Below are 19,369 nucleotides of genomic sequence, written 5' to 3'. Positions count from 1 at the left end.
ACGTCGGATAAGAGCGCTCTGGCCAAATCGCGCGATGGAGGCGCGACGAAGCCAAAAAACTCAAACCAGACTGTGCTGCCGTGGATTGGTTGGGAGTGTTCCCGCCCGCACACCTGGCAATGAAGGACAAGCCTTTTCAGTAGCCCGCGCCGGCGTTGGACTGCCGGTAGAGACCAAAAAAGCCCGATCCGTCGTTGCTTTAAGTCGCGTCCCCCGTTGAGAGCGGGGTGCGCCGGTTCGCCTCCGGCTGCCAGTCACGGTTGCAAAGAGTGAAGTCACCTTCGACAAGGCATCCCTTGAGAGAGATGCTGGGCGCTCCGGGTTTGCTTTCAGTCCGTCGGCTTTTCAGTCTTTCGACTTTCAAGTCTTCCGGCTTCTGCACGTCCGAAGAGCCCCTCGGCTTCTTCACCCCTTGGCGGCTGTCCGGCCTCTTGTCCGGATACCTACCGACTGACACACGACCACAGGCACGTGCGAAATTGGGCAAGTCCGCACATAAGCGTTTTGAATCGGCTTCGCAAGAATTTTTTTAGGCTGAGAACAGAATTGCCTAACATCTACTTGCGCAGTGCTGCGCGAGCGACGCGGAAGATGAACACGTGTTAAGTTTTCTGTGCCGCGCGCGCGTGTCTGTCGCGCGCGAGCTTCAGCGGCGCGTCGTGAACGGCTCGATGCGCTGAGCTGTGCGGATGAACGCGGTCATCACCAGCACGCCGAGTGCGAACAGCACGGCCTGGAGGATGTGCGCGCCCTGGTCGCCGAGCCCGAACAGGATCGCGAGCGCCCAGCCGCCGGCAAACGCCGCGCCGAACACCTCCGCGCCGATCAGGATGGCGGCGCTGATAACGGTGATGACGCTCGGCCAGGCGATCTGGCGGGAAGAGGAGGCAGGCGCGTTCATGAGTTCAGGGACCCCGTGTCTTCGAGGGCCGCAATCTCCCCGAAAAGGCGGTCGGGAGCAAGGGCAAACGGCCCAAAAAAGCCCCATCGCGTGCTATAGCTGGCCACAACAAATTCGGCTCAAAAACCGGGACTTGTGATGTCAGAACTCCGCCAAATTACGGATGCCGAGACCAACCCGCTCCTGAAGGCCTGGGTGACGCCGTTCGCGACCCCGCCTTTCGACGAGATCAAGCCGGAGCATTTCCTGCCCGCCTTCGAGCAGGCCTTCGCCGACCATGCCGCCGAGATCGCGGCGATCACCAACGATCCGGCCGCCCCCGACTTCGCCAACACCATCACGGCGCTGGAGCGCTCGGGCAAGCTCTTGAACAAGGTCGCGGCGGTTTTCTACGACCTCGTCTCGGCGCATTCCAACCCGGCCATCCTGGAGATCGACAAGGAAGTCTCCTTGCGGATGGCGCGGCACTGGAATCCGATCATGATGAACGCCGTGCTGTTTGGCCGCATCGCCCAGCTGCACGAGAACCGCGCCAATCTCGGTCTCACGCCCGAGCAGCTGCGCCTCCTGGAGCGCACCTACACCCGCTTCCACCGCTCCGGCGCCGGCCTCTCCGACGAGGCCAAGACGCGGATGGCAGAGATCAACGAGAGGCTCGCCCAGCTCGGCACCAGCTTCAGCCATCACCTGCTCGGCGACGAGCAGGACTGGTTCCTGGAGCTCGGGGAGGCGGACCGCGAGGGCCTGCCGGAGAGCTTCGTCGCCGGCGCCAAAGCTGCGGCAGAAGAGCGCGGCATGGAAGGCAAGGCCATCGTCACGCTGTCACGCTCCTCGGTCGAATCGTTCCTGAAGAGCTCGGCGCGGCGCGACCTGCGCGAGAAGGTCTACAAGGCCTTCATCGCGCGGGGCGACAACGGCAATTCCAACGACAACAACGCAACCATCGTCGAGATCCTGAAGCTGCGCGAAGAGAGCGCCAAGCTGTTGGGCTACCCGACCTTCGCCGCGTATCGACTCGAAGACTCCATGGCCAAGACGCCGGAAGCGGTGCGGAGCCTATTGGAGCGGGTCTGGACGCCGGCGAGGGCGCGCGCGCTCGCCGACCGCGACGACATGCAGGCATTGATCACGGCCGAAGGCGGCAACTTCAAGCTCGCCCCCTGGGACTGGCGCTTCTACGCCGAGAAGCTGCGTCTTCAGCGTGCCAATTTCGATGACGCTGCGATCAAGCCGTATCTTTCGCTCGACAACATGATCGCCGCCGCCTTCGACTGCGCCACGCGCCTGTTCGGCATCACCTTCGAGGAGCGCAGCGACGTTCCGGTCTGGCACCCGGACGTCCGGGTTTGGGAGGTGAAGGGCAAGGACGGCAAGCACAAGGCGCTGTTCTATGGCGACTACTTCGCCCGGCCCTCGAAGCGCTCCGGCGCCTGGATGACTTCGCTGCGCGATCAGCAGAAGCTCGACGGCGAGGTCGCGCCGCTGGTTCTCAATATCTGCAATTTTGCCAAGGGAGCCGGGGGCGAGCCTTCGCTGCTGTCGCCCGACGACGCCCGCACCCTGTTCCACGAATTCGGCCACGGCCTGCACGGCATGCTCTCCCACGTCACCTATCCTTCGCTGTCGGGCACCTCCGTGTTCACCGATTTCGTCGAGCTGCCGTCTCAGCTCTACGAGCACTGGCAGGAGCGGCCCGAGGTGCTGCAAAAGTTCGCGCGCCACTACCAGACCGGCGAGCCGCTGCCGGACGACCTCCTGCAACGCTTCCTTGCTGCGCGAAAATTCAACCAGGGTTTTGCCACGGTCGAGTTCGTCTCCTCGGCGCTGATCGACCTCGAATTCCACACTCAGCCGGCTTCCGCCGCGCAGGACGTGCGCGCCTTCGAGAGACGCGAGCTGGAGAAGATCGGCATGCCCGAGGAGATCGCGCTGCGTCACCGGCCCACGCAATTCGGCCACATCTTCACCGGCGATCATTATGCCGCCGGCTATTACAGCTACATGTGGTCGGAGGTGATGGACGCCGACGCTTTCGGCGCGTTTGAGGAGGCCGGCGACATCTTCGATCCTTCGGTCGCCAAGCGCCTGCATGACGACATCTACGCCTCGGGCGGATCGGTCGATCCGGAAGCCGCCTACGAGGCCTTCCGCGGCCGCCCGCCGGAGCCGGACGCGCTGCTGCGCCGGCGCGGCCTGCTCTACGCCGCGAAGGCGGCGTGATGGGCATGCGCATCCTTCTCGGTCTGCTGCTCGCCGCCGGCCTGTCGCTCGCAGCGGGGCCGGCGCGCGCGCATCCGCATGTCTGGATCACCGCGACCAGCGAGTTGCTCTACGCGGCCGACGGCACCATCACCGGCGTGCGCCACGCCTGGACCTTTGACGACATGTTCTCGGCCTATGCGGTGCAGGGGCTCGAGAGCAAGACCAAGGGCGCCTATACGCGCGAGGAGCTAACGCCGCTGGCGCAGACCAATGTCGAGTCGCTGAAGGAATACGCCTACTTCACCTTCGCGAAGGCCGACGGCAAGAAGGAACGGTTCCAGGAGCCGGTCGACTACTTCCTCGACTACAAGGATACGGTGCTGACCCTGCACTTCACCTTACCGCTGAAGAACCCCGTCAAGCCCAGGCAGCTGGTGCTCGAAGTATTCGACCGCTCCTTCTTCATCGACTTCCAGATGGCCAAGGACAATCCGGTCAAGCTGGTCGGCGCGCCCGCCGGCTGCCAGATGAAGCTGGAGCGACCGAACGACGGCACCGCGAGTGCGCAGAAGCTCAACGAGCAGACCTTCCTCAATGGCGAGAATTCAAACTTCGGCATGATGTTCGCCAACAAGATCATGGTGGATTGCCCTTGAAGTCGCAACTCTCCGGGTTCGCGCTCGGGCTTCTCACTTGCGCCGCCGTTCTGCTGGTCGTGTCCGTGGCCGACGCCGCGCTCCACGATCTCCTCGCGCAGAATCCGTTCGGCGCGCCGCGCGCCCAGCAGGCGGCGGAGCCTGAAGCCAGCGGCCTCATCGGCTGGCTGTTGGCAAAACAGTCGGAGTTCTATCGCCAGATGTCGGCGACCATCCGCGCCGCGAAGTCCGACGGCTCGGCGGTGTGGACGCTGCTCTTTATCTCGTTTGCCTATGGCATCTTTCACGCCGCCGGCCCCGGCCACGGCAAGGCGGTGATTGCCTCTTATCTCGTCGCCAACCGCGAGACTGCGCGGCGCGGCATCGCGCTGTCGTTCGCCTCCGCGCTGATGCAGTCGCTGGTGGCGATCCTGATCGTCGGCATCTCCGCCTGGATCCTGAATGCGACCGCCAAGACCATGTGCAAGGCCGAAGGCGCGATCGAGATCGCGAGCTATGCCCTGATTGCGCTGTTCGGTCTGCGCCTGGTCTGGGTGAAAGGCGGCGCCTTCATCCGCGCGCTTCAGGTAGCCCAGCCGGTGCCAGCGATGGCAGGCGTGCCGCATGACCATGACCACGGCCATGATGCGGATGATCATCATGGCCACGATCATGATCACCATCACGGTCACAGCCACGCTCGCCATGAGCATGGGCATGGCCACGTCCATGACGAGCACTGCGGTCATTCCCACGGGCCTGCTCCGAGCGAGCTCGCCGGCCCCGGCGGCTGGCGGCGCGGCTTTGCCGCGATCCTCGCCGTCGGTATCCGCCCGTGCTCGGGGGCGATCCTGGTTCTGGTGTTCGCGCTGGCGCAGGGCCTGTTCTGGGCCGGCATCGCCGCGACCCTCCTGATGGGACTGGGCACCGCGATCACGGTCGCGTCCATCGCGGTCGTCGCCGTGTCCGCCAAGGACATCGCGCAGCGCCTCAGCGCAAGACGCGACGGGGGCGGCGCCCTCGTCATGCGCGGCATCGAGTTCGGCGCCGCTGGCCTGGTATTGCTATTCGGCGTCGGCCTGCTGTTCGGCTACATCGCCGCTGAACGGACAACCTGTTTTTAAGCCGCGCTCGCGGGCCCCGGCTCTGCGGAGCAGCGCACAGGGCGCTGCACCGCGTGCGGGGCACGGCACCTTAAACCGGCAGAAACCGCTTCAAGGCCGGCATGAAGAAGATCCCGAGATTGATCGCAAAGCCGATGCTCCAGAGGATCGAGCGCAGCGTCGGGCGGTTGCCGAGATAGGTCAGCACATAGGCGATCCGCACGATCAGGAACAGTGCCGCGAGCTCGTCGATCAGCCGCTGCGGCGAATCCCGGAATTCGGCGAGCAGCACCGCGAAGGCGAAAAACGGGAAGGTCTCGATGCCGTTCAGGTGCGCGCCGAGCGCGCGCTGCGCGAGGGCGTCATCGAAGAAGGCGGGGTCGCGCGGCTGGGAATTGTCGAACGTGCGAAACCTGGCCCATTTGATCGAGACGATCGTTGCAAGGTAAAGCAGCAGCGCTCCCAGGACGCACCATTCCGCGAGTGTCATCTTCCCTCCCGCTTGGGTGCAACCGTAGCCAAATCGGCCTCATCTTGACAAGTTCGGAGCAACGCGCGACCCACGGAGCCATGACCAGCGTCGTTCCCATCGACAGCGCGAAACCGGCAGCTCAATCCGCTCTGCCCCGCGTTGGCGTGCTTCTGATCAACCTTGGAACGCCCGATACTGCTGACGCGCCCGGCGTGCGGGTCTATCTGAAGGAGTTCCTCTCGGATGCCCGCGTCATCGAGGACCAGGGCTTGGTCTGGAAGCTCGTGTTGAACGGGATCATCCTGCGCAGCCGCCCCCGCACCAAGGCGCTGGACTACCGCAAGATCTGGAACAACGAGCGGGACGAGTCGCCGCTAAAGACCATCACGCGCTCGCAGGCCGACAAGCTCGCGATCGCGCTGTCGGATCGCAGTCATGTCGTCGTGGACTGGGCGATGCGCTACGGCAACCCGTCGATCCAGGCGGGCATCGACGCGCTGATCGCAAAAGGCTGCGAGCGCATCCTCGCCGTCCCGCTCTATCCGCAATATTCCGCCTCGACCTCGGCAACGGTCTGCGACGAGGTGTTCCGCGTGCTCGCCCGCCTGCGGGCGCAGCCGACGCTGCGGGTGACGCCGCCTTACTACCAGGATGCGGCCTATATCGAGGCGCTCGCGACCTCGATCCAGACGCATCTGGCGAGCCTGCCGTTCAAGCCGGATCTGATTGTGGCATCCTTCCACGGCATGCCGAAATCCTATGTCGACAAGGGTGATCCATACCAGAACCACTGCATCGCCACGATCGAGGCGCTGCGCCGCCGGCTCGGCATGAACGAGACAACGCTGCTGCTGACCTTCCAGTCGCGCTTCGGCAATGACGAGTGGCTTCAGCCGTATACGGACAAGACCATGGAGCGTTTGGCGAAAGACGGCGTGCGCCGCATCGCGGTGGTGACCCCGGGCTTTGCCGCCGATTGCCTGGAGACGCTGGAGGAAATCGCGCAGGAGAATGCCGAGATCTTCAAACATAATGGCGGCGAGCAGTTTTCCGCGATCCCCTGCCTCAACGACAGCGAACCCGGCATGGACGTGATCCGCTCCCTGGTGCTGCGCGAGCTTCAGGGCTGGATCTGACGTTTACGATGGGGCGGCAAATCTAACGTTTGGCGCTAGGTCCGCGCCGGCATCCTTTCAAGAGCGTTCTCGCAAACACATAATCCTTGCCATTCCCCTTCCGTACGCCTTGTGCAGAATCGCGCCGGTACCGACGTTAGTCGCGACCGCTGAACCGATAGGGTTGCGATACCGACCAATGACAGCGCGGGAAAGGGCCTTTTCCCGTTTGGAGGAGATATGAGCGGTTTCGACATTTTCGCGATTGTTCTGGTGTTGCTCGTCATCGTCACGCTGGTTGCCGGCGTGAAGACGGTGCCGCAGGGCTATGATTGGACTATCGAACGTTTCGGCAAGTACACGCAGACGCTGAGCCCCGGGCTCAATCTGATCGTGCCCTATTTCGATCGCGTCGGGCGCAAGATCAACATGATGGAGCAGGTGATCGACATTCCCGAGCAGGAGGTGATCACCAAGGACAACGCTACGGTGACGGTGGACGGCGTCGCCTTCTATCAGGTGTTCGACGCCGCGAAAGCGAGCTACGAGGTTTCCAACCTCACCCAGGCCATTACCGTCTTGACCATGACCAACATCCGCTCGGTGATGGGGGCTATGGATCTCGATCAGGTGCTTTCGCACCGCGACGAGATCAACGAGCGCCTGCTCCGCGTCGTCGATGCCGCGGTCTCGCCCTGGGGTCTCAAGGTCAACCGCATCGAGATCAAGGACATCGTGCCGCCGGCCGATCTCGTCGAGGCCATGGGCCGGCAGATGAAGGCCGAGCGCGTCAAGCGCGCCGACATTCTCGCCGCCGAAGGCCAGCGCCAGTCGGAAATCCTGCGCGCCGAGGGCGCCAAGCAGGGCCAGATCCTCCAGGCCGAAGGCCGCAAGGAAGCTGCGTTCCGCGACGCCGAGGCCCGCGAGCGGTCGGCTGAGGCCGAGGCCAAGGCAACCCAGATGGTCAGCGAAGCGATTTCGAAGGGCGATGTCGCCGCGCTGAACTATTTCATCGCCGACAAGTATATCAAGGCGTTCGGGCAATTGGCCGATTCGCCAAACCAGAAGGTCATCATGCTTCCGGTCGAAGCGATGAGCATGCTGGGTTCGCTCGCCGGCATCGGCGAGATCGCCAAGGCGACGTTCGGCGAGAGCGCCGCGTCCGCTGCGCTCGCTCGCCGTCCCGGCTCGGTGCCGCCGACCGGTGGCACGCCGCCGGCGGTGCCGCCGCGGCAGGGATAATCAAAGAGGTCGTATCATGGCCGACATGTTGGTATCGCTCGGCACCTGGAATTGGCTGATCTTCGGCTTCATCCTGATGGCGCTGGAGGTGCTGGCGCCGGGCATCTTCCTGTTCTGGCTCGGGCTCGCCGCGCTGCTGGTCGGCCTGATCTCGTTCACTGTCGCCGTGTCCTGGCAGATCCAGCTCGTGATGTTCGCAGTCTTCGCTGCCGCCGCCGTGCCGGTGTGGCGCCGCCTGGCTCGGCCGAAGCCGGACGCCAGCGCCGGCCCCTTCCTCAACAAGCGCACCGAGGCGCTGTTAGGGCGCGAGTTCACGCTGGAGAAACCGATCATTGACGGCGCAGGCACCGTCCGCATCGGCGACACGGTGTGGCGCGTGGCTGGGCCCGATACGCCGGCGGGGACGCGCGTGAAGGTAGTGCAGGTCGACGGCGCGAATCTTACTGTGGCCGCGGCGTAGCTTCCTTACCTCTCCTGGAGGGGGAGGGTCGATCGCGCGCAGCGCGAGCGGGGTGGGGTGATCTCTCCACTCGGGCACTGCCCCCGTGGAGGAACTGTCACCCTGCCCCGCTACGCATTTCGCGGCACTGCATGCGTAGCGACCCTCCCCCTCCAGGGAGGGTAAACAAGAGCGCTACCTTTTCCATCGCTCGGCAAATCGGTGCAATGGCATGAATGTCTCGCACAGCTCGCGTCCGTGCGGCGTCAATGCGTAACCTCCGCCTTCGCCAAGCTCGACGAATCCCGCTGCACGCAGCTCCGTCAGCCGCGCCTGCAGCACCGTCGGCGAGGCTTCGTCGCAGGCGCTGCGCAGCGCGCGCGAGGTGAGGGGCTCGCCGCGCAACTCCCACAATATCCGCAGGCTCCAGCGCCGGCCGAGCAGGTCCAGCAGCGCCATGATCGGCCGCCCGGTGCGCGAGCCGCGGACGCGGCGTTCTGATGCTGGCTGCTTTGCCATATCGGCCTCTTGCGTAGCGCTACAGATAATGTAGCGTATTGCTACGATAATTGTAGCAACGGAAGCAGTCCATGTCTTCTGCCATGTCACCCTCCTCGCCGCGTATCGCGCCCCTCGATCCGCCTTATCCCCCGGAGATCCAGGCGCAGTTCGACCGCATCATGCGCGGCGCACCGCCCCTGGTGCTGTTCAGGGTGATGGCAAGCCACAGCCGCGCCTGGGACAAATTTCGCGCCGGCGGCCTGCTCGATCCCGGCCCGCTGTCCCTCCGCCAGCGCGAGATCATCATCGACCGCACCTGCGCGCTGAACGAATGCGAGTATGAATGGGGGGTGCATGTCGCCATCTTTGCCGGGCCGGCAAAGCTCATGGAGGATGAAGTGCGTGCGACGGTGCTGGGCGATGCCATGTCACCGTGCTGGTCGCCGGCCGAGCAGGCGCTGATTGCGGCCGTCGACGCGCTGCATCATCGTGCGACGCTTGATGACGAGGAGTTCGCCGCGCTGTCCGCGCATTACGACGAGGCGCAGATCCTGGAAATCATGCTGTTGTGCGGCTTCTATCGCACGGTGTCGTATCTGGCGAACGGGCTGCGCTTGCCGCTGGAGGAGAACGCGGCGCGGTTTCCGGCGTAGGTCTCTCCGCCGTCATTGCGCGCCACACCCTCGGTGTCATTCCGGGGCACGCGAAGCGTGAACCCGGAATCCATTGGGCAGAGATCTCGGAGATGAATGGATTCCGGGTTCGCGCCCAAACGGGCGCGCCCCGGAATGACTCCCTGGAGTGTGTGCGCCTTACGCGACGCCCGCCCGCAACAGATCGTGCAGATGCACGATGCCGACCACCTTGCCCGCTTCGGTCACGACCAGCGTTGTGATCTTGCGTGTGTTCAGCACCTCGATCATCTCGGTCGCGAGCATCGACGGCGGCACCGTCTTCGGTTCAGTGGTCATAATCTCATCGACCGACGCAGCCAGCAGGTCGGGCCGCATGTGGCGGCGCAGGTCGCCGTCCGTGATGATGCCGACGGCCTCATCCGCATCATTGACGATACAGACGCAGCCAAGCCCCTTGGCTGACATCTCGACCACGGCCTCCGACATCTTGGTGCCGAGCGGCTTGACCGGAATTTCCGTGCCGGTGCGCATGTAGTCACGGACGAATTTCAGCATCGCCCCCAGCTTTCCGCCGGGGTGGAAATGCGCGAACTCCAGCGCGGTGAAGCCCCGGCCTTCGAGCAGCGCGATCGCGATGGCATCGCCAATCGCCGCCTGCATCAGCGTCGAGGTGGTCGGCGCCAGATTGTGCGGGCAGGCTTCGCGTGCCTTCGGCAACTCGATCACGATGTCGGCGGCCTGGCCCAGTGAGGACGCCGCGCTCGACGTCACTGCGATCATGGGAATCGCAAAGCGCGCCGAATAATTCACGAGGTTCTTCATCTCCGGCTGCTCGCCTGACCAGGACAGCGCCATGATGACGTCGTCGGACGTGATCATGCCGAGATCGCCATGGCCGGCCTCGGCCGCGTGCACGAAGAAGGCGGGGGTGCCGGTCGAGGCCAGCGTCGCCGCGATCTTGCGGCCCATATGGCCTGATTTGCCGAGTCCGGTGACGATGACGCGACCCTTGGCGTTGCGGATCAGGTCCACCGCTCTCGCAAATGTCGCACCCAGCGGGCCGCGCAAGGCGGCGGCGAGCGCGTTGATGCCGCCGCTCTCCGTCTCCAGCGTGCGGAGCGCGGATTCGACGCTATCAGCAATGGAGCCGGATGATGCGGTCATCAGCGGTTTCGAACTCGGCATGTTCAGGTCCAGGGAGGAGGAGCGTTCGCCCGTTGGCACCTGCTTAGCACGCCCGGGCAGGCGAGGCGACGCGCCGGCCAAATCCCTCAACTGGTCATTAACCATAATTGTTTTAACTCCATTAACGATGGTTCCCGCCAAGCGGTGGGAGCTCGTCGTGAAAGTATTTGATTTCGTTGGAGTTCTTCCATCGTGGGGTCGCCTCCAGGCACTGGCCGGAGCAAACGCGCGCATTTCCTGCGCGCCGTATTGCCGTGCCTGATGCTGACGGCCCTCGAGAGTGCACCGGCTCTGGCCCAGAGCCTCACGCCTGATCTGTTCAATCCCAACCGCGGCGGCTTCGCCGCGCCCGAGACGCTGCCGACACGGCGCACCGCCGGCGTGCCGCAGGCGCCTTCGGACGCGCTGCCGACGCTGCCCGATCCCAACGATCCGCGCAGGCGCCAGCAGCCCCCGGCGATCTCGCGCGCCGGCCAAAGCCCGGCCGGTCAGGTCCCGACCTACGGCCTGCCCGCGGCCAACGTCGCGAGCGGCTCCGGCTACGATTCGCTCAACCGCAAGCGGCAGCAGCCAAAACTCTATCCCGGACAGCCGAAGCCGAAGCGCCCCGCCGGCCCCGACTCAAAGGTAGCGCCGGCAACGCCGGAGCGGACGCTCGGCCCGCCGCGCATCGCGCCGCCACCCTCCGAAACCGCGCACAGGACGCCAGTGCCGCCGGCGATGGCCGGCAACGTGCCCGGCCAGCCGCTGCGCCGCCGCCTCAAGCTGGACGAGGATCCGTTCGGCGCGGTGGGCGACTATGCCGGCAGCTTCCTGATCAAGGGCGGGCTCGAGCTCTCCGCCGGCTACGATACAAATCCCGCGCGTCTCAACAGGCCTGTCGGTTCGCCGGCCTATGTGGTCGCGCCTGATCTCCTTGTAGTGTCCGATTGGGAGCGCCACGCGCTGGTCGCCGATCTGCGCGGCTCGTTCTCGGGCTACACCAACAACATGCCGGCGACCATCAACGGCTTCGCCTCGCCGTCGCCGGTCGAGGTCGATCGCCCCGATTTCACCGGCCATGTCGACGGCCGCCTCGACGTCACCCGCGATTTCAAGTTGACCTCGCAGCTCCGCCTGCGGCTCGCCACCGACAATCCCGGCAGCCCGAACGTGCAGGCAGGTCTTCAGAAATTTCCGGTCTACGCCGCCTATGGCGCGACCGTCGGCTTCGACCAGACCTTCAACCGTTTCCAGGTCGCCGCCGGCGCCACCGTCGATCGTACGGCCTACACCGATTCAAAGCTCATCGACGGCTCGACCTTTGCCAATACCGACCGCGAGTTCAACCAATATGGCGGCGTGGGCCGGTTCTCCTACGATCTGAAGCCGGGCCTCAAGCCCTTCCTGGAAATCCAGGGCGACACCCGCGTGCACGACCAGGCCGCCGACCGCAACGGCTACTTCCGCGATTCAAACGGCGGCTATGCCAAGGTCGGCTCCTCCTTCGAGTTCTCGCGCATCCTCACCGGCGAGATCTCGATCGGCTATTCCGCGCGCAACTATGTCGACCCGCGCCTCAGCCAGCTCGCGGGCTTCCTCACCACGGGCTCGCTGATCTGGAATGCGAGCGGCCTGACGACCGTGAAGTTCTTCACCGACACGCAGATCGCCGAGACCACGATCCCGGGCTCTTCCGGCGTCCTGGTGCGCACCTATTCGGCCGAAGTCGACCACGACTTCCGCCGCTGGCTCACCGCCGTGGGCAAGTTCACCTACGGCACGCTCGACTACCAGAACCAGAATCGCAACGACAAGACTTACTCGCTCGAAAGCAATCTGATCTACAAGCTCAACCGCAACATCTGGATCAAGGGCACGCTGCGCCACGACATCCTGGATTCGAACGTCGCGGGGGCGAGCTCGTCGGGGACGGTGGTGATGCTGGGGGTGAGGTTGCAGAATTAGGTAAGACGGGGCGCGTCGTTCGAGGCTACGCTATCTCGTCCCCACTCCGCTGTCATGCCCCCGCGCAGGCGGGGGCATCCAGTACGCCGCGGCGGATGTGGTGAGTGCGTGCCCTCTAAGGAGAGCCTCTGGAATACTGGATCGTCCGCCTCCGCGGACGATGACAGCGTCATTTGAAGCTTGGCTGCTGCGCGAGCCGCGACTACCGCGGCAGATCCGTCTTCCCCATCAGGAACGTATCGATCGACCGGGCGCACAGCCGGCCCTCGCGGATCGCCCAGACCACCAGCGATTGGCCGCGGCGCATGTCGCCGGCGGTGAACACGTTCGGGCGCGAGGTCTGGTAGTCCAGCGTGTTAGCCTTGACGTTGCCGCGACCGTCGAGCTCGACCGCGAGCAGGTTCAAGAGGCCCTCGTGCACGGGATGCACAAAGCCCATCGCGAGCAGGACGAGCTCGGCATCGAGCACGAACTCCGTGCCGGCAATCGGTTTGAACTTGTCGTCGACGCGCACGCAGTGCAGCTTCTTGACCTTGCCGTTCTCGCCCGAGAACTTCTGCGTCAGCACGGCGTATTCGCGGATCGCGCCTTCGGCCTGGCTGGAAGAGGTGCGCATCTTCAGCGGCCAGTTCGGCCAGGTCAGGCCCTTGTTCTCGCGCTCGGGCGGGGCGGGCATGATCTCGAGCTGGGTCACCGAGAGCGCGCCCTGGCGCAGCGAGGTGCCGATGCAGTCAGATCCGGTGTCGCCGCCGCCGATGACGACGACGTGCTTGCCGCCGGCCAGGATCTCCTGGACGCCGCGGAGCGGCTCCTCGGAGACGCGGCGGTTCTGCTGCGGCAGGAAGTCCATCGCGTAGTGAATGCCTTCGAGATCGCGGCCGGGGATCGGCAGGTCGCGCGGAGCTTCGGCGCCGCCGGTCAGCGCGACAGCGTCGTACTCGTTGAGCATCTCGCGCGGATCGACATTGCCGTCGGCGCCGACATGGCTGTTGTAGTGGAAGGTGACGCCTTCGGCTTCCATCTGCTTGACGCGGCGGTCGATGATGCCCTTCTCCATCTTGAAGTCGGGGATGCCGTAGCGGAGCAGGCCGCCGGCCTTGGCGTACTTCTCGAACAGATGCACGTCGTGGCCGGCGCGGGCGAGCTGCTGCGCGCAGGCCATGCCGGCCGGACCCGAGCCGATCACGGCGACCTTCTTGCCAGTCTTGACGGTAGCCACTTCCGGCTTCACCCAGCCATTGTCCCAGGCGCGATCGACGATCGCGCATTCGATGGTCTTGATGGTGACGGGGTTGTCGTCGATGTTGAGCGTGCAGGAGGCTTCACACGGCGCCGGACAGATGCGCCCCGTGAACTCCGGGAAATTGTTGGTCGAGTGCAGGTTGCGCGAGGCTTCTTCCCAGTTGCCCTGGTAAACGAGATCGTTCCAATCCGGGATCTGGTTGTTGACCGGGCAGCCTGGCGTGCCGGGCGCGACCGAGCCTGTGCCGTGACAATAGGGAATGCCGCAGTTCATGCAGCGCGCGGCCTGGTCGCGCACCTCCTTCTCGGAGAGGGGAACGACGAACTCGTGAAAATGCTTCACGCGCTCGGCGACCGGGATGTACTTGCGGTCATGCCGTTCGATTTCAAGAAAACCGGTGATCTTGCCCATTAAACCCGTAGTCCCTGCCGCTTAGTCGTTTGTTCTCTCACTCCTCATCCTGAGGAGCGGCGCCCTTTCGCGCCGCGTCTCGAAGGATGAGGTCCCGGATGGTGGCCTCATGGTTCGAGACGGCGCTCCGCGCCTCCTCACCATGAGGTTATTCTCTACGCCCCGATTGCGATCTTCGGCTCGGCGTCAGCATTGGCGGCCATTTCGCGCAGCGCGCGCCGGTACTCGACCGGCATCACCTTGCGGAATTTAGGCAGCCATTCCTTCCAATTGGCAAGGATGTCGGCGGCGCGCTTGGAGCCGGTCGCTTTGGCATGGCGCGAGATCAGCACGTGCAGCCGCTCGACGTCGGAGGCGAGCAGGTTCTTGAACACGTCGACCCGGCCATGCGCCTCGAGGTCACCGGCGTGGTGATAGGTGCCGGCATTGATCAGCTCTTCCGACAGCACCGGCTCGAGCTCGACCATCGACAGATTGCACAGCCGGTCGAAATCGCCGGCCTCGTCCAGCACGTAGGCGATGCCGCCGGACATGCCCGCCGCGAAGTTGCGCCCGGTCTTGCCGAGCACGACCACGATGCCGCCGGTCATGTATTCGCAGCAATGATCGCCCGCGCCCTCGACCACCGCGACCGCACCCGAGTTGCGCACGGCAAAGCGCTCGCCGGCGATGCCGCGGAAGTAGCATTCGCCTTCGATCGCGCCGTACATCACGGTATTGCCGACGATGATGCTCTCTTCCGGCACGATCGCAGAGTTCCTCGGCGGCTTGACTATGATCTTGCCGCCCGAGAGGCCCTTGCCGACATAGTCGTTGGCCTCACCCTCGAGCTCGAAGGTGACGCCGTTGGCGAGCCAGGCGCCGAAGGCCTGTCCGGCAGTGCCCTTGAGGCTGACATGGATGGTGTCATGCGGCAGGCCGGCATGGCCGTAGATCTTGGCGACCGCACCCGACAGCATGGCGCCGGCGGAACGGTTGGTGCTGTTGATCGCGGCCTCGATCTTCACCGGCGCGCCGCGGTCAAGCGCAGGCGTCGCCTTCTCGATCAGCGTGCGGTCGAGCACGGCCTCCAGATGATGGTTCTGGCGCTCGGAATGATAGATCTTCTGGCCGTTCTCTTCCTTCTGCTTGACGAACAGCTTTGAGAAGTCGAGGCCCTTGGCCTTCCAGTGCGCGACCAGCTTGGTCTGGTCGAGCAGCTGCACCTGGCCGACCATTTCGTTGAAGGTGCGGAAGCCGAGCGAAGCCATGATCTCGCGGACTTCTTCCGCGACGAAGAAGAAGTAGTTGATCACGTGCTCGGGCTGGCCGGTAAAGCGCTTGCGCAGCACCGGATCCTGCGTCGCGACGCCGACCGGACAGGTGTTGAGGTGGCACTTGCGCATCATGATGCAGCCGGCCGCGATCAAGGGCGCGGTGGCGAAGCCGAACTCGTCGGCGCCCAGCAGCGCGCCGATCACGACGTCACGGCCGGTGCGGAAGCCGCCGTCGACCTGGACCACGATGCGGCTGCGCAGCCGCTCGCGCACCAGGGTCTGATGGGTCTCGGCGAGGCCGATCTCCCAGGGCGAGCCGGCGTGCTTGATCGACGTCAGCGGCGAGGCGCCAGTGCCGCCCTCGAAGCCCGCGATGGTGACATGGTCGGCGCGCGCCTTGGCGACGCCCGCGGCGACCGTGCCGACGCCGATCTCGGAGACGAGCTTGACCGAGACGTCGCCCGCCGGGTTGACGTTCTTGAGGTCGTAGATGAGCTGCGCCAGATCCTCGATCGAGTAGATGTCGTGGTGCGGCGGCGGCGAGATCAGGCCGACGCCCGGCGTCGAGTGCCGGACCCTGGCGATGGTCGCGTCGACCTTGTGACCGGGCAGCTGGCCGCCTTCGCCGGGCTTGGCGCCCTGTGCCATCTTGATCTGCATCATGTCGGAGTTCACGAGATACTCCGTGGTGACGCCGAAACGGCCCGAGGCGACCTGCTTGATCGCCGAGCGCATGGAATCGCCGTTCGGCATCGGCTTGAAGCGGTCGGCTTCCTCGCCGCCTTCACCGGTGTTCGACTTGCCGCCGATCCGGTTCATCGCGATCGCGAGCGTGGTATGGGCCTCGCGCGAGATCGAGCCGAAGCTCATCGCACCTGTTGCGAAACGCTTGACGATCTCCTTGGCCGGCTCGACCTGGTCGAGCGGCACCGGCTTGCGCTTCTCCTCCTCCGCGTTCTTGATCCGGAAGAGGCCGCGCAGCGTCAAAAGGCGCTCCGACTGCTCATTGAGGATTTTTGCGAAGGCGCGGTAGCGCTCCTGCGAATTGCCGCGGGCGGCGTGCTGGAGCAGCGACACTGACTCGGCGGTCCATGCATGGTCCTCGCCGCGGCTGCGATAGGCGTATTCGCCGCCGACGTCGAGCGCGGTCTTGTAGACCTGCGCCTCGCCGAACGCGTCGGCATGGCGGCGTACCGCTTCTTCGGCGATCTCGGAAAGACCGACGCCCTCGACGCGGGTGTGCGTGCCGGCGAAGAACTTTGCGACGAAGTCCGCCTTGAGGCCGACTGCGTCGAAAATCTGCGCGCCGCAATAGGACTGGTAGGTCGAGATGCCCATCTTGGACATCACCTTGAGCAGGCCCTTGCCGATCGACTTGATGTAGCGCTTGACGATCTCGTAGTCGTCGAGCGAGCCGGGCAGGCGGTCCTTCATCGCGATGATGGTCTCGAACGCGAGGTAAGGATTGATCGCTTCGGCGCCGTAGCCTGCAAGGCAGGCAAAGTGATGCACTTCGCGCGGCTCGCCGGATTCGACGACGAGGCCGACCGAGGTGCGCAAGCCGGTGCGGATCAGGTGGTGATGCACGGCGGCGCAGGCCAGCAGCGACGGGATCGGCACCCGGTCGGTGCCGACCATGCGGTCGGACAGGATGATGATGTTGACGCCCTCGCGCACCGCGCTCTCAGCGCGCGCGCAGAGCTCGTCGAGCACCTGATCCATGCCGGCCGCCCCGAGGCCAGCGTGGAATGTGGTGTCGAGCGTGCGCGACTTGAAGTGCGACTCGGCGACCTCGGAGATCGAGCGGATCTTTTCAAGGTCCGCGTCGGTCAGGATCGGCTGGCGCACTTCGAGGCGCTTGGTCGTGGCCATGCCTTGCAGATCGAACAGGTTCGGCCGGGGCCCGATGATTGAGACGAGGCTCATCACCAGCTCTTCGCGGATCGGGTCGATCGGCGGGTTGGTGACCTGCGCAAAGTTCTGCTTGAAGTAGGTGAACAGCGGCTTGGCCTTGTCCGACAGCGCCGAGATCGGCGTGTCGTTGCCCATCGAGCCCGCGGCTTCCTCGCCTGTGGCCGCCATCGGCGTCATCAGGATGGTGATGTCTTCCTGGCTGTAGCCGAACGCCTGCTGGCGATCGAGCAGCGACAGGTTGGAGCGCACGCCGGTGGTCGGCACCTTCGGCAACTCCTCCAGCACGATCTGGGTCCGCTCCAGCCACTCCTTGTAGGGATGGCTCTTGGCAAGCTCGGCCTTGATCTCGTCGTCGGGAATCAAGCGGCCCTGTTCGAGGTCGACCAGCAGCATCTTGCCCGGCTGCAAGCGCCACTTGGTGATGATCTGGTCCTCGGGGATCGTCAGCACGCCCATCTCGGACGCCATCACGATGCGGTCGTCTTTGGTCACCAGATAGCGCGCCGGCCGCAATCCGTTGCGGTCGAGCGTGGCGCCGATCTGGCGGCCGTCGGTGAAGGCGATCGCGGCGGGGCCATCCCACGGCTCCATCAGCGCGGCGTGATATTCGTAGAAGGCGCGGCGCTTCTCATCCATCAAGGGATTGCCGGCCCACGCCTCCGGAATCATCATCATGACGGCGTGCGGCAGTGAGTAGCCGCCCTGCACCAGAAATTCGAGCGCGTTGTCGAAGCAGGCGGTGTCCGACTGTCCCTCATAGGAGATCGGCCAGAGCCGGTTGATGTCCTTGCCGTAGAGCTCGGAGCTCACCGAGGCCTGGCGCGCCGCCATCCAGTTGACGTTGCCGCGCAGCGTGTTGATCTCGCCGTTATGCGCGATCATGCGATAGGGATGCGCCAGCGACCAGGCCGGGAAGGTGTTGGTCGAGAAGCGCTGGTGAACGAGTGCCAGCGCGCTCTCGAAGTCCTTCTCGTGCAAATCGGGATAGTACTTGCCGAGCTGGTCGGCGAGGAACATGCCCTTGTAGATCACAGTGCGGCAGGACATCGAGCAGGGGTAATAGCCCGCAAGTCCGCGGTCGCGGCGCTGGTAGATCGCCTGCGAGATCGACTTGCGCAGGATGTAGAGCCGGCGCTCGAATTCGTCCTCGGTCTTGGCGGTGCCGTTGCGGCCGATGAACACCTGCATGCAGGCCGGCTCGGTCGGCTTCACGGTGATGCCTAGCGAGGAATTGTCGGTCGGCACGTCGCGCCAGCCGAGCAGCGTCAGGCCCTCTTCCTTGATTTGGTCGGCGATGATGCTCTTGATGACGTTGCGCCAGGCGGTGTCGCGCGGCATGAACAGCGCGCCGATGGCATATTCGCCCGGATTCGGCAGCGCGAAGCCGAGCTCCTTCGCCTTGCGGCTGAAGAAGGCGTGCGGGATCTGCACCAGGATGCCGGCACCGTCACCGGCGCGCGGATCGGCGCCGACGGCGCCGCGATGCTCGAGGTTGCAGAGGATGCTCAGCGCGTCCGCGACGATCTCGTGCGACTTCTTGCCCTTGATGTTGGCGATGAAGCCGACGCCGCAGGAGTCCTTCTCCAGGCTCGGATCGTACAGGCCTTCGGCTTCAGGGCGCGAATTGTGTTCCTGAATCGGATCGGTCGTTTTCGAGGCGACCGTCGCCGACAGCTGTTCTGCCACGATGTTTGCGCGCCCGAATTGCGACCCGTTCATTGTCCTGTCCTCTCCATGCGGCAAGCTGCCTCACCGCCATCTTCGGCGCACCTTGGGCGTTCCGCGGCACCCGCCTCTGGGTCACCGCTCGTCCGCTAGCGAGCCGCATTTTCTTAAATTCAGGCCTAGGCGTTCTTCGTCCCCGAGAACGGCTTTGCCTGGTACCTTCCCGGCGCTCGAGAGCACCGCTTTCGCTGCAATCCCCATGCCGGGGACCGCAAGCAAAATTGAGACAGCTTTCCTGTCCTAACCATCACCTTGCCAAATTTTTGTCTAGCACACAAGCGCGCACAAGTCCCGATTCCCGAGGTGTCAATTCCCGCTTTCCGTAGGCCGGCAGCCCCGGTTTTGAAGCAAACGTGCCCCGATCCGGCCCCGCGGGCGCCGAAATCCCGAATGAAGCTTCGGATCAACCCTTCGGAAGGCGCGCCACGCCGCGCGAAGCGAAA

14 protein-coding genes are annotated in these 19,369 nt (G+C 64.7%); 8 read left to right on the top strand and 6 right to left on the bottom strand.

Annotated features, from left to right (window positions below):
- Positions 1-646: 646 nt before the first annotated feature.
- The gene (locus IVA92_RS24825) at positions 647-901 is read right to left on the bottom strand and encodes a hypothetical protein (protein ID WP_247277702.1); all 255 of its coding nucleotides are present in this window, start codon (positions 899-901) and stop codon (positions 647-649) included.
- A 138-nt stretch (positions 902-1,039) separates the two neighbouring features.
- On the opposite strand from IVA92_RS24825, the gene IVA92_RS24820 reads away from it, so the two are divergent.
- From IVA92_RS24820 to IVA92_RS24810, 3 genes are read left to right on the top strand one after another with little or no spacing between them, the layout of a single operon-like run.
- Positions 1,040-3,121 (top strand): M3 family metallopeptidase, encoded by a 2,082-nt coding sequence (locus IVA92_RS24820; RefSeq protein ID WP_247277701.1) that lies wholly within the window; start codon positions 1,040-1,042, stop codon positions 3,119-3,121.
- Positions 3,121-3,759 carry a DUF1007 family protein gene (locus IVA92_RS24815; RefSeq protein WP_247277700.1) on the top strand — a complete coding sequence of 213 codons (639 nt, stop codon included), beginning with the start codon at positions 3,121-3,123 and terminating at the stop codon, positions 3,757-3,759. Before IVA92_RS24820 ends, IVA92_RS24815 begins: the two co-directional genes overlap by 1 nt.
- The gene (locus IVA92_RS24810; RefSeq protein ID WP_247277699.1) at positions 3,756-4,862 is read left to right on the top strand and encodes a nickel/cobalt transporter; all 1,107 of its coding nucleotides are present in this window, start codon (positions 3,756-3,758) and stop codon (positions 4,860-4,862) included. Before IVA92_RS24815 ends, IVA92_RS24810 begins: the two co-directional genes overlap by 4 nt.
- Before the next feature lie 70 nt (positions 4,863-4,932).
- Here IVA92_RS24810 and IVA92_RS24805 read toward each other — a convergent pair whose 3' ends face one another.
- On the bottom strand, positions 4,933-5,331 hold the full coding sequence (locus IVA92_RS24805) for an MAPEG family protein (RefSeq protein WP_247277698.1): 399 nt from the start codon (positions 5,329-5,331) through the stop codon (positions 4,933-4,935).
- Positions 5,332-5,411: 80 nt separating this feature from the next.
- Here IVA92_RS24805 and hemH point away from each other — a divergent pair, with 80 nt between their 5' ends.
- From hemH to IVA92_RS24790, 3 genes are all read left to right on the top strand, one after another.
- The gene (hemH, locus tag IVA92_RS24800; protein WP_247277697.1) at positions 5,412-6,449 is read left to right on the top strand and encodes a ferrochelatase; all 1,038 of its coding nucleotides are present in this window, start codon (positions 5,412-5,414) and stop codon (positions 6,447-6,449) included.
- Between the two features lie 219 nt (positions 6,450-6,668).
- Positions 6,669-7,670 carry an SPFH domain-containing protein gene (locus IVA92_RS24795; RefSeq protein ID WP_247277696.1) on the top strand — a complete coding sequence of 334 codons (1,002 nt, stop codon included), beginning with the start codon at positions 6,669-6,671 and terminating at the stop codon, positions 7,668-7,670.
- Between the two features lie 16 nt (positions 7,671-7,686).
- Positions 7,687-8,130, top strand: coding sequence for an NfeD family protein (locus IVA92_RS24790; protein WP_247277695.1), 444 nt, complete (start codon positions 7,687-7,689; stop codon positions 8,128-8,130).
- Between the two features lie 174 nt (positions 8,131-8,304).
- On the opposite strand, the gene IVA92_RS24785 is transcribed toward IVA92_RS24790, so the two are convergent.
- A complete protein-coding gene (locus IVA92_RS24785; RefSeq protein WP_247277694.1) occupies positions 8,305-8,628 on the bottom strand; it encodes a helix-turn-helix domain-containing protein in 324 nt (107 codons plus the stop codon).
- Between the two features lie 83 nt (positions 8,629-8,711).
- On the opposite strand from IVA92_RS24785, the gene IVA92_RS24780 reads away from it, so the two are divergent.
- Positions 8,712-9,263, top strand: a complete 552-nt coding sequence (locus IVA92_RS24780) for a carboxymuconolactone decarboxylase family protein (RefSeq protein ID WP_247277761.1) — start codon at positions 8,712-8,714, stop codon at positions 9,261-9,263.
- 159 nt (positions 9,264-9,422) lie between these two features.
- Here the strand turns inward: IVA92_RS24780 and IVA92_RS24775 are convergent, their stop codons facing one another.
- Positions 9,423-10,430 carry a KpsF/GutQ family sugar-phosphate isomerase gene (locus IVA92_RS24775; RefSeq protein ID WP_247277693.1) on the bottom strand — a complete coding sequence of 336 codons (1,008 nt, stop codon included), beginning with the start codon at positions 10,428-10,430 and terminating at the stop codon, positions 9,423-9,425.
- A gap of 192 nt (positions 10,431-10,622) precedes the next feature.
- Between IVA92_RS24775 and IVA92_RS24770 the strand changes: the two genes are divergently transcribed.
- The gene (locus IVA92_RS24770; RefSeq protein WP_247277692.1) at positions 10,623-12,377 is read left to right on the top strand and encodes an outer membrane beta-barrel protein; all 1,755 of its coding nucleotides are present in this window, start codon (positions 10,623-10,625) and stop codon (positions 12,375-12,377) included.
- 202 nt (positions 12,378-12,579) lie between these two features.
- Here the strand turns inward: IVA92_RS24770 and IVA92_RS24765 are convergent, their stop codons facing one another.
- Both IVA92_RS24765 and gltB read right to left on the bottom strand, forming a co-directional pair.
- Positions 12,580-14,031, bottom strand: a complete 1,452-nt coding sequence (locus IVA92_RS24765; protein WP_247277691.1) for a glutamate synthase subunit beta — start codon at positions 14,029-14,031, stop codon at positions 12,580-12,582.
- 155 nt (positions 14,032-14,186) lie between these two features.
- Positions 14,187-18,920 carry a glutamate synthase large subunit gene (gene gltB / locus IVA92_RS24760; protein WP_247277690.1) on the bottom strand — a complete coding sequence of 1,578 codons (4,734 nt, stop codon included), beginning with the start codon at positions 18,918-18,920 and terminating at the stop codon, positions 14,187-14,189.
- Between the last annotated feature and the right edge of the window lie 449 nt (positions 18,921-19,369).

The sequence above is a fragment of the Bradyrhizobium sp. 154 genome, from assembly GCF_023073875.1.
GTDB lineage: Bacteria > Pseudomonadota > Alphaproteobacteria > Rhizobiales > Xanthobacteraceae > Bradyrhizobium.
This window is presented reverse-complemented; position numbering and strand designations above follow the sequence as displayed.

Coding starts and splice junctions, on each gene's coding strand:
- IVA92_RS24825 (WP_247277702.1), bottom strand. CDS start 901: ATGAACGCGCCTGCCTCCTCTTCCCGCCAGATCGCCTGGCCGAGCGTC.
- IVA92_RS24820 (WP_247277701.1), top strand. CDS start 1,040: ATGTCAGAACTCCGCCAAATTACGGATGCCGAGACCAACCCGCTCCTG.
- IVA92_RS24815 (WP_247277700.1), top strand. CDS start 3,121: ATGGGCATGCGCATCCTTCTCGGTCTGCTGCTCGCCGCCGGCCTGTCG.
- IVA92_RS24805 (WP_247277698.1), bottom strand. CDS start 5,331: ATGACACTCGCGGAATGGTGCGTCCTGGGAGCGCTGCTGCTTTACCTT.
- hemH (WP_247277697.1), top strand. CDS start 5,412: ATGACCAGCGTCGTTCCCATCGACAGCGCGAAACCGGCAGCTCAATCC.
- IVA92_RS24795 (WP_247277696.1), top strand. CDS start 6,669: ATGAGCGGTTTCGACATTTTCGCGATTGTTCTGGTGTTGCTCGTCATC.
- IVA92_RS24790 (WP_247277695.1), top strand. CDS start 7,687: ATGGCCGACATGTTGGTATCGCTCGGCACCTGGAATTGGCTGATCTTC.
- IVA92_RS24785 (WP_247277694.1), bottom strand. CDS start 8,628: ATGGCAAAGCAGCCAGCATCAGAACGCCGCGTCCGCGGCTCGCGCACC.
- IVA92_RS24780 (WP_247277761.1), top strand. CDS start 8,712: ATGTCACCCTCCTCGCCGCGTATCGCGCCCCTCGATCCGCCTTATCCC.
- IVA92_RS24775 (WP_247277693.1), bottom strand. CDS start 10,430: ATGCCGAGTTCGAAACCGCTGATGACCGCATCATCCGGCTCCATTGCT.
- IVA92_RS24765 (WP_247277691.1), bottom strand. CDS start 14,031: ATGGGCAAGATCACCGGTTTTCTTGAAATCGAACGGCATGACCGCAAG.
- gltB (WP_247277690.1), bottom strand. CDS start 18,920: ATGAACGGGTCGCAATTCGGGCGCGCAAACATCGTGGCAGAACAGCTG.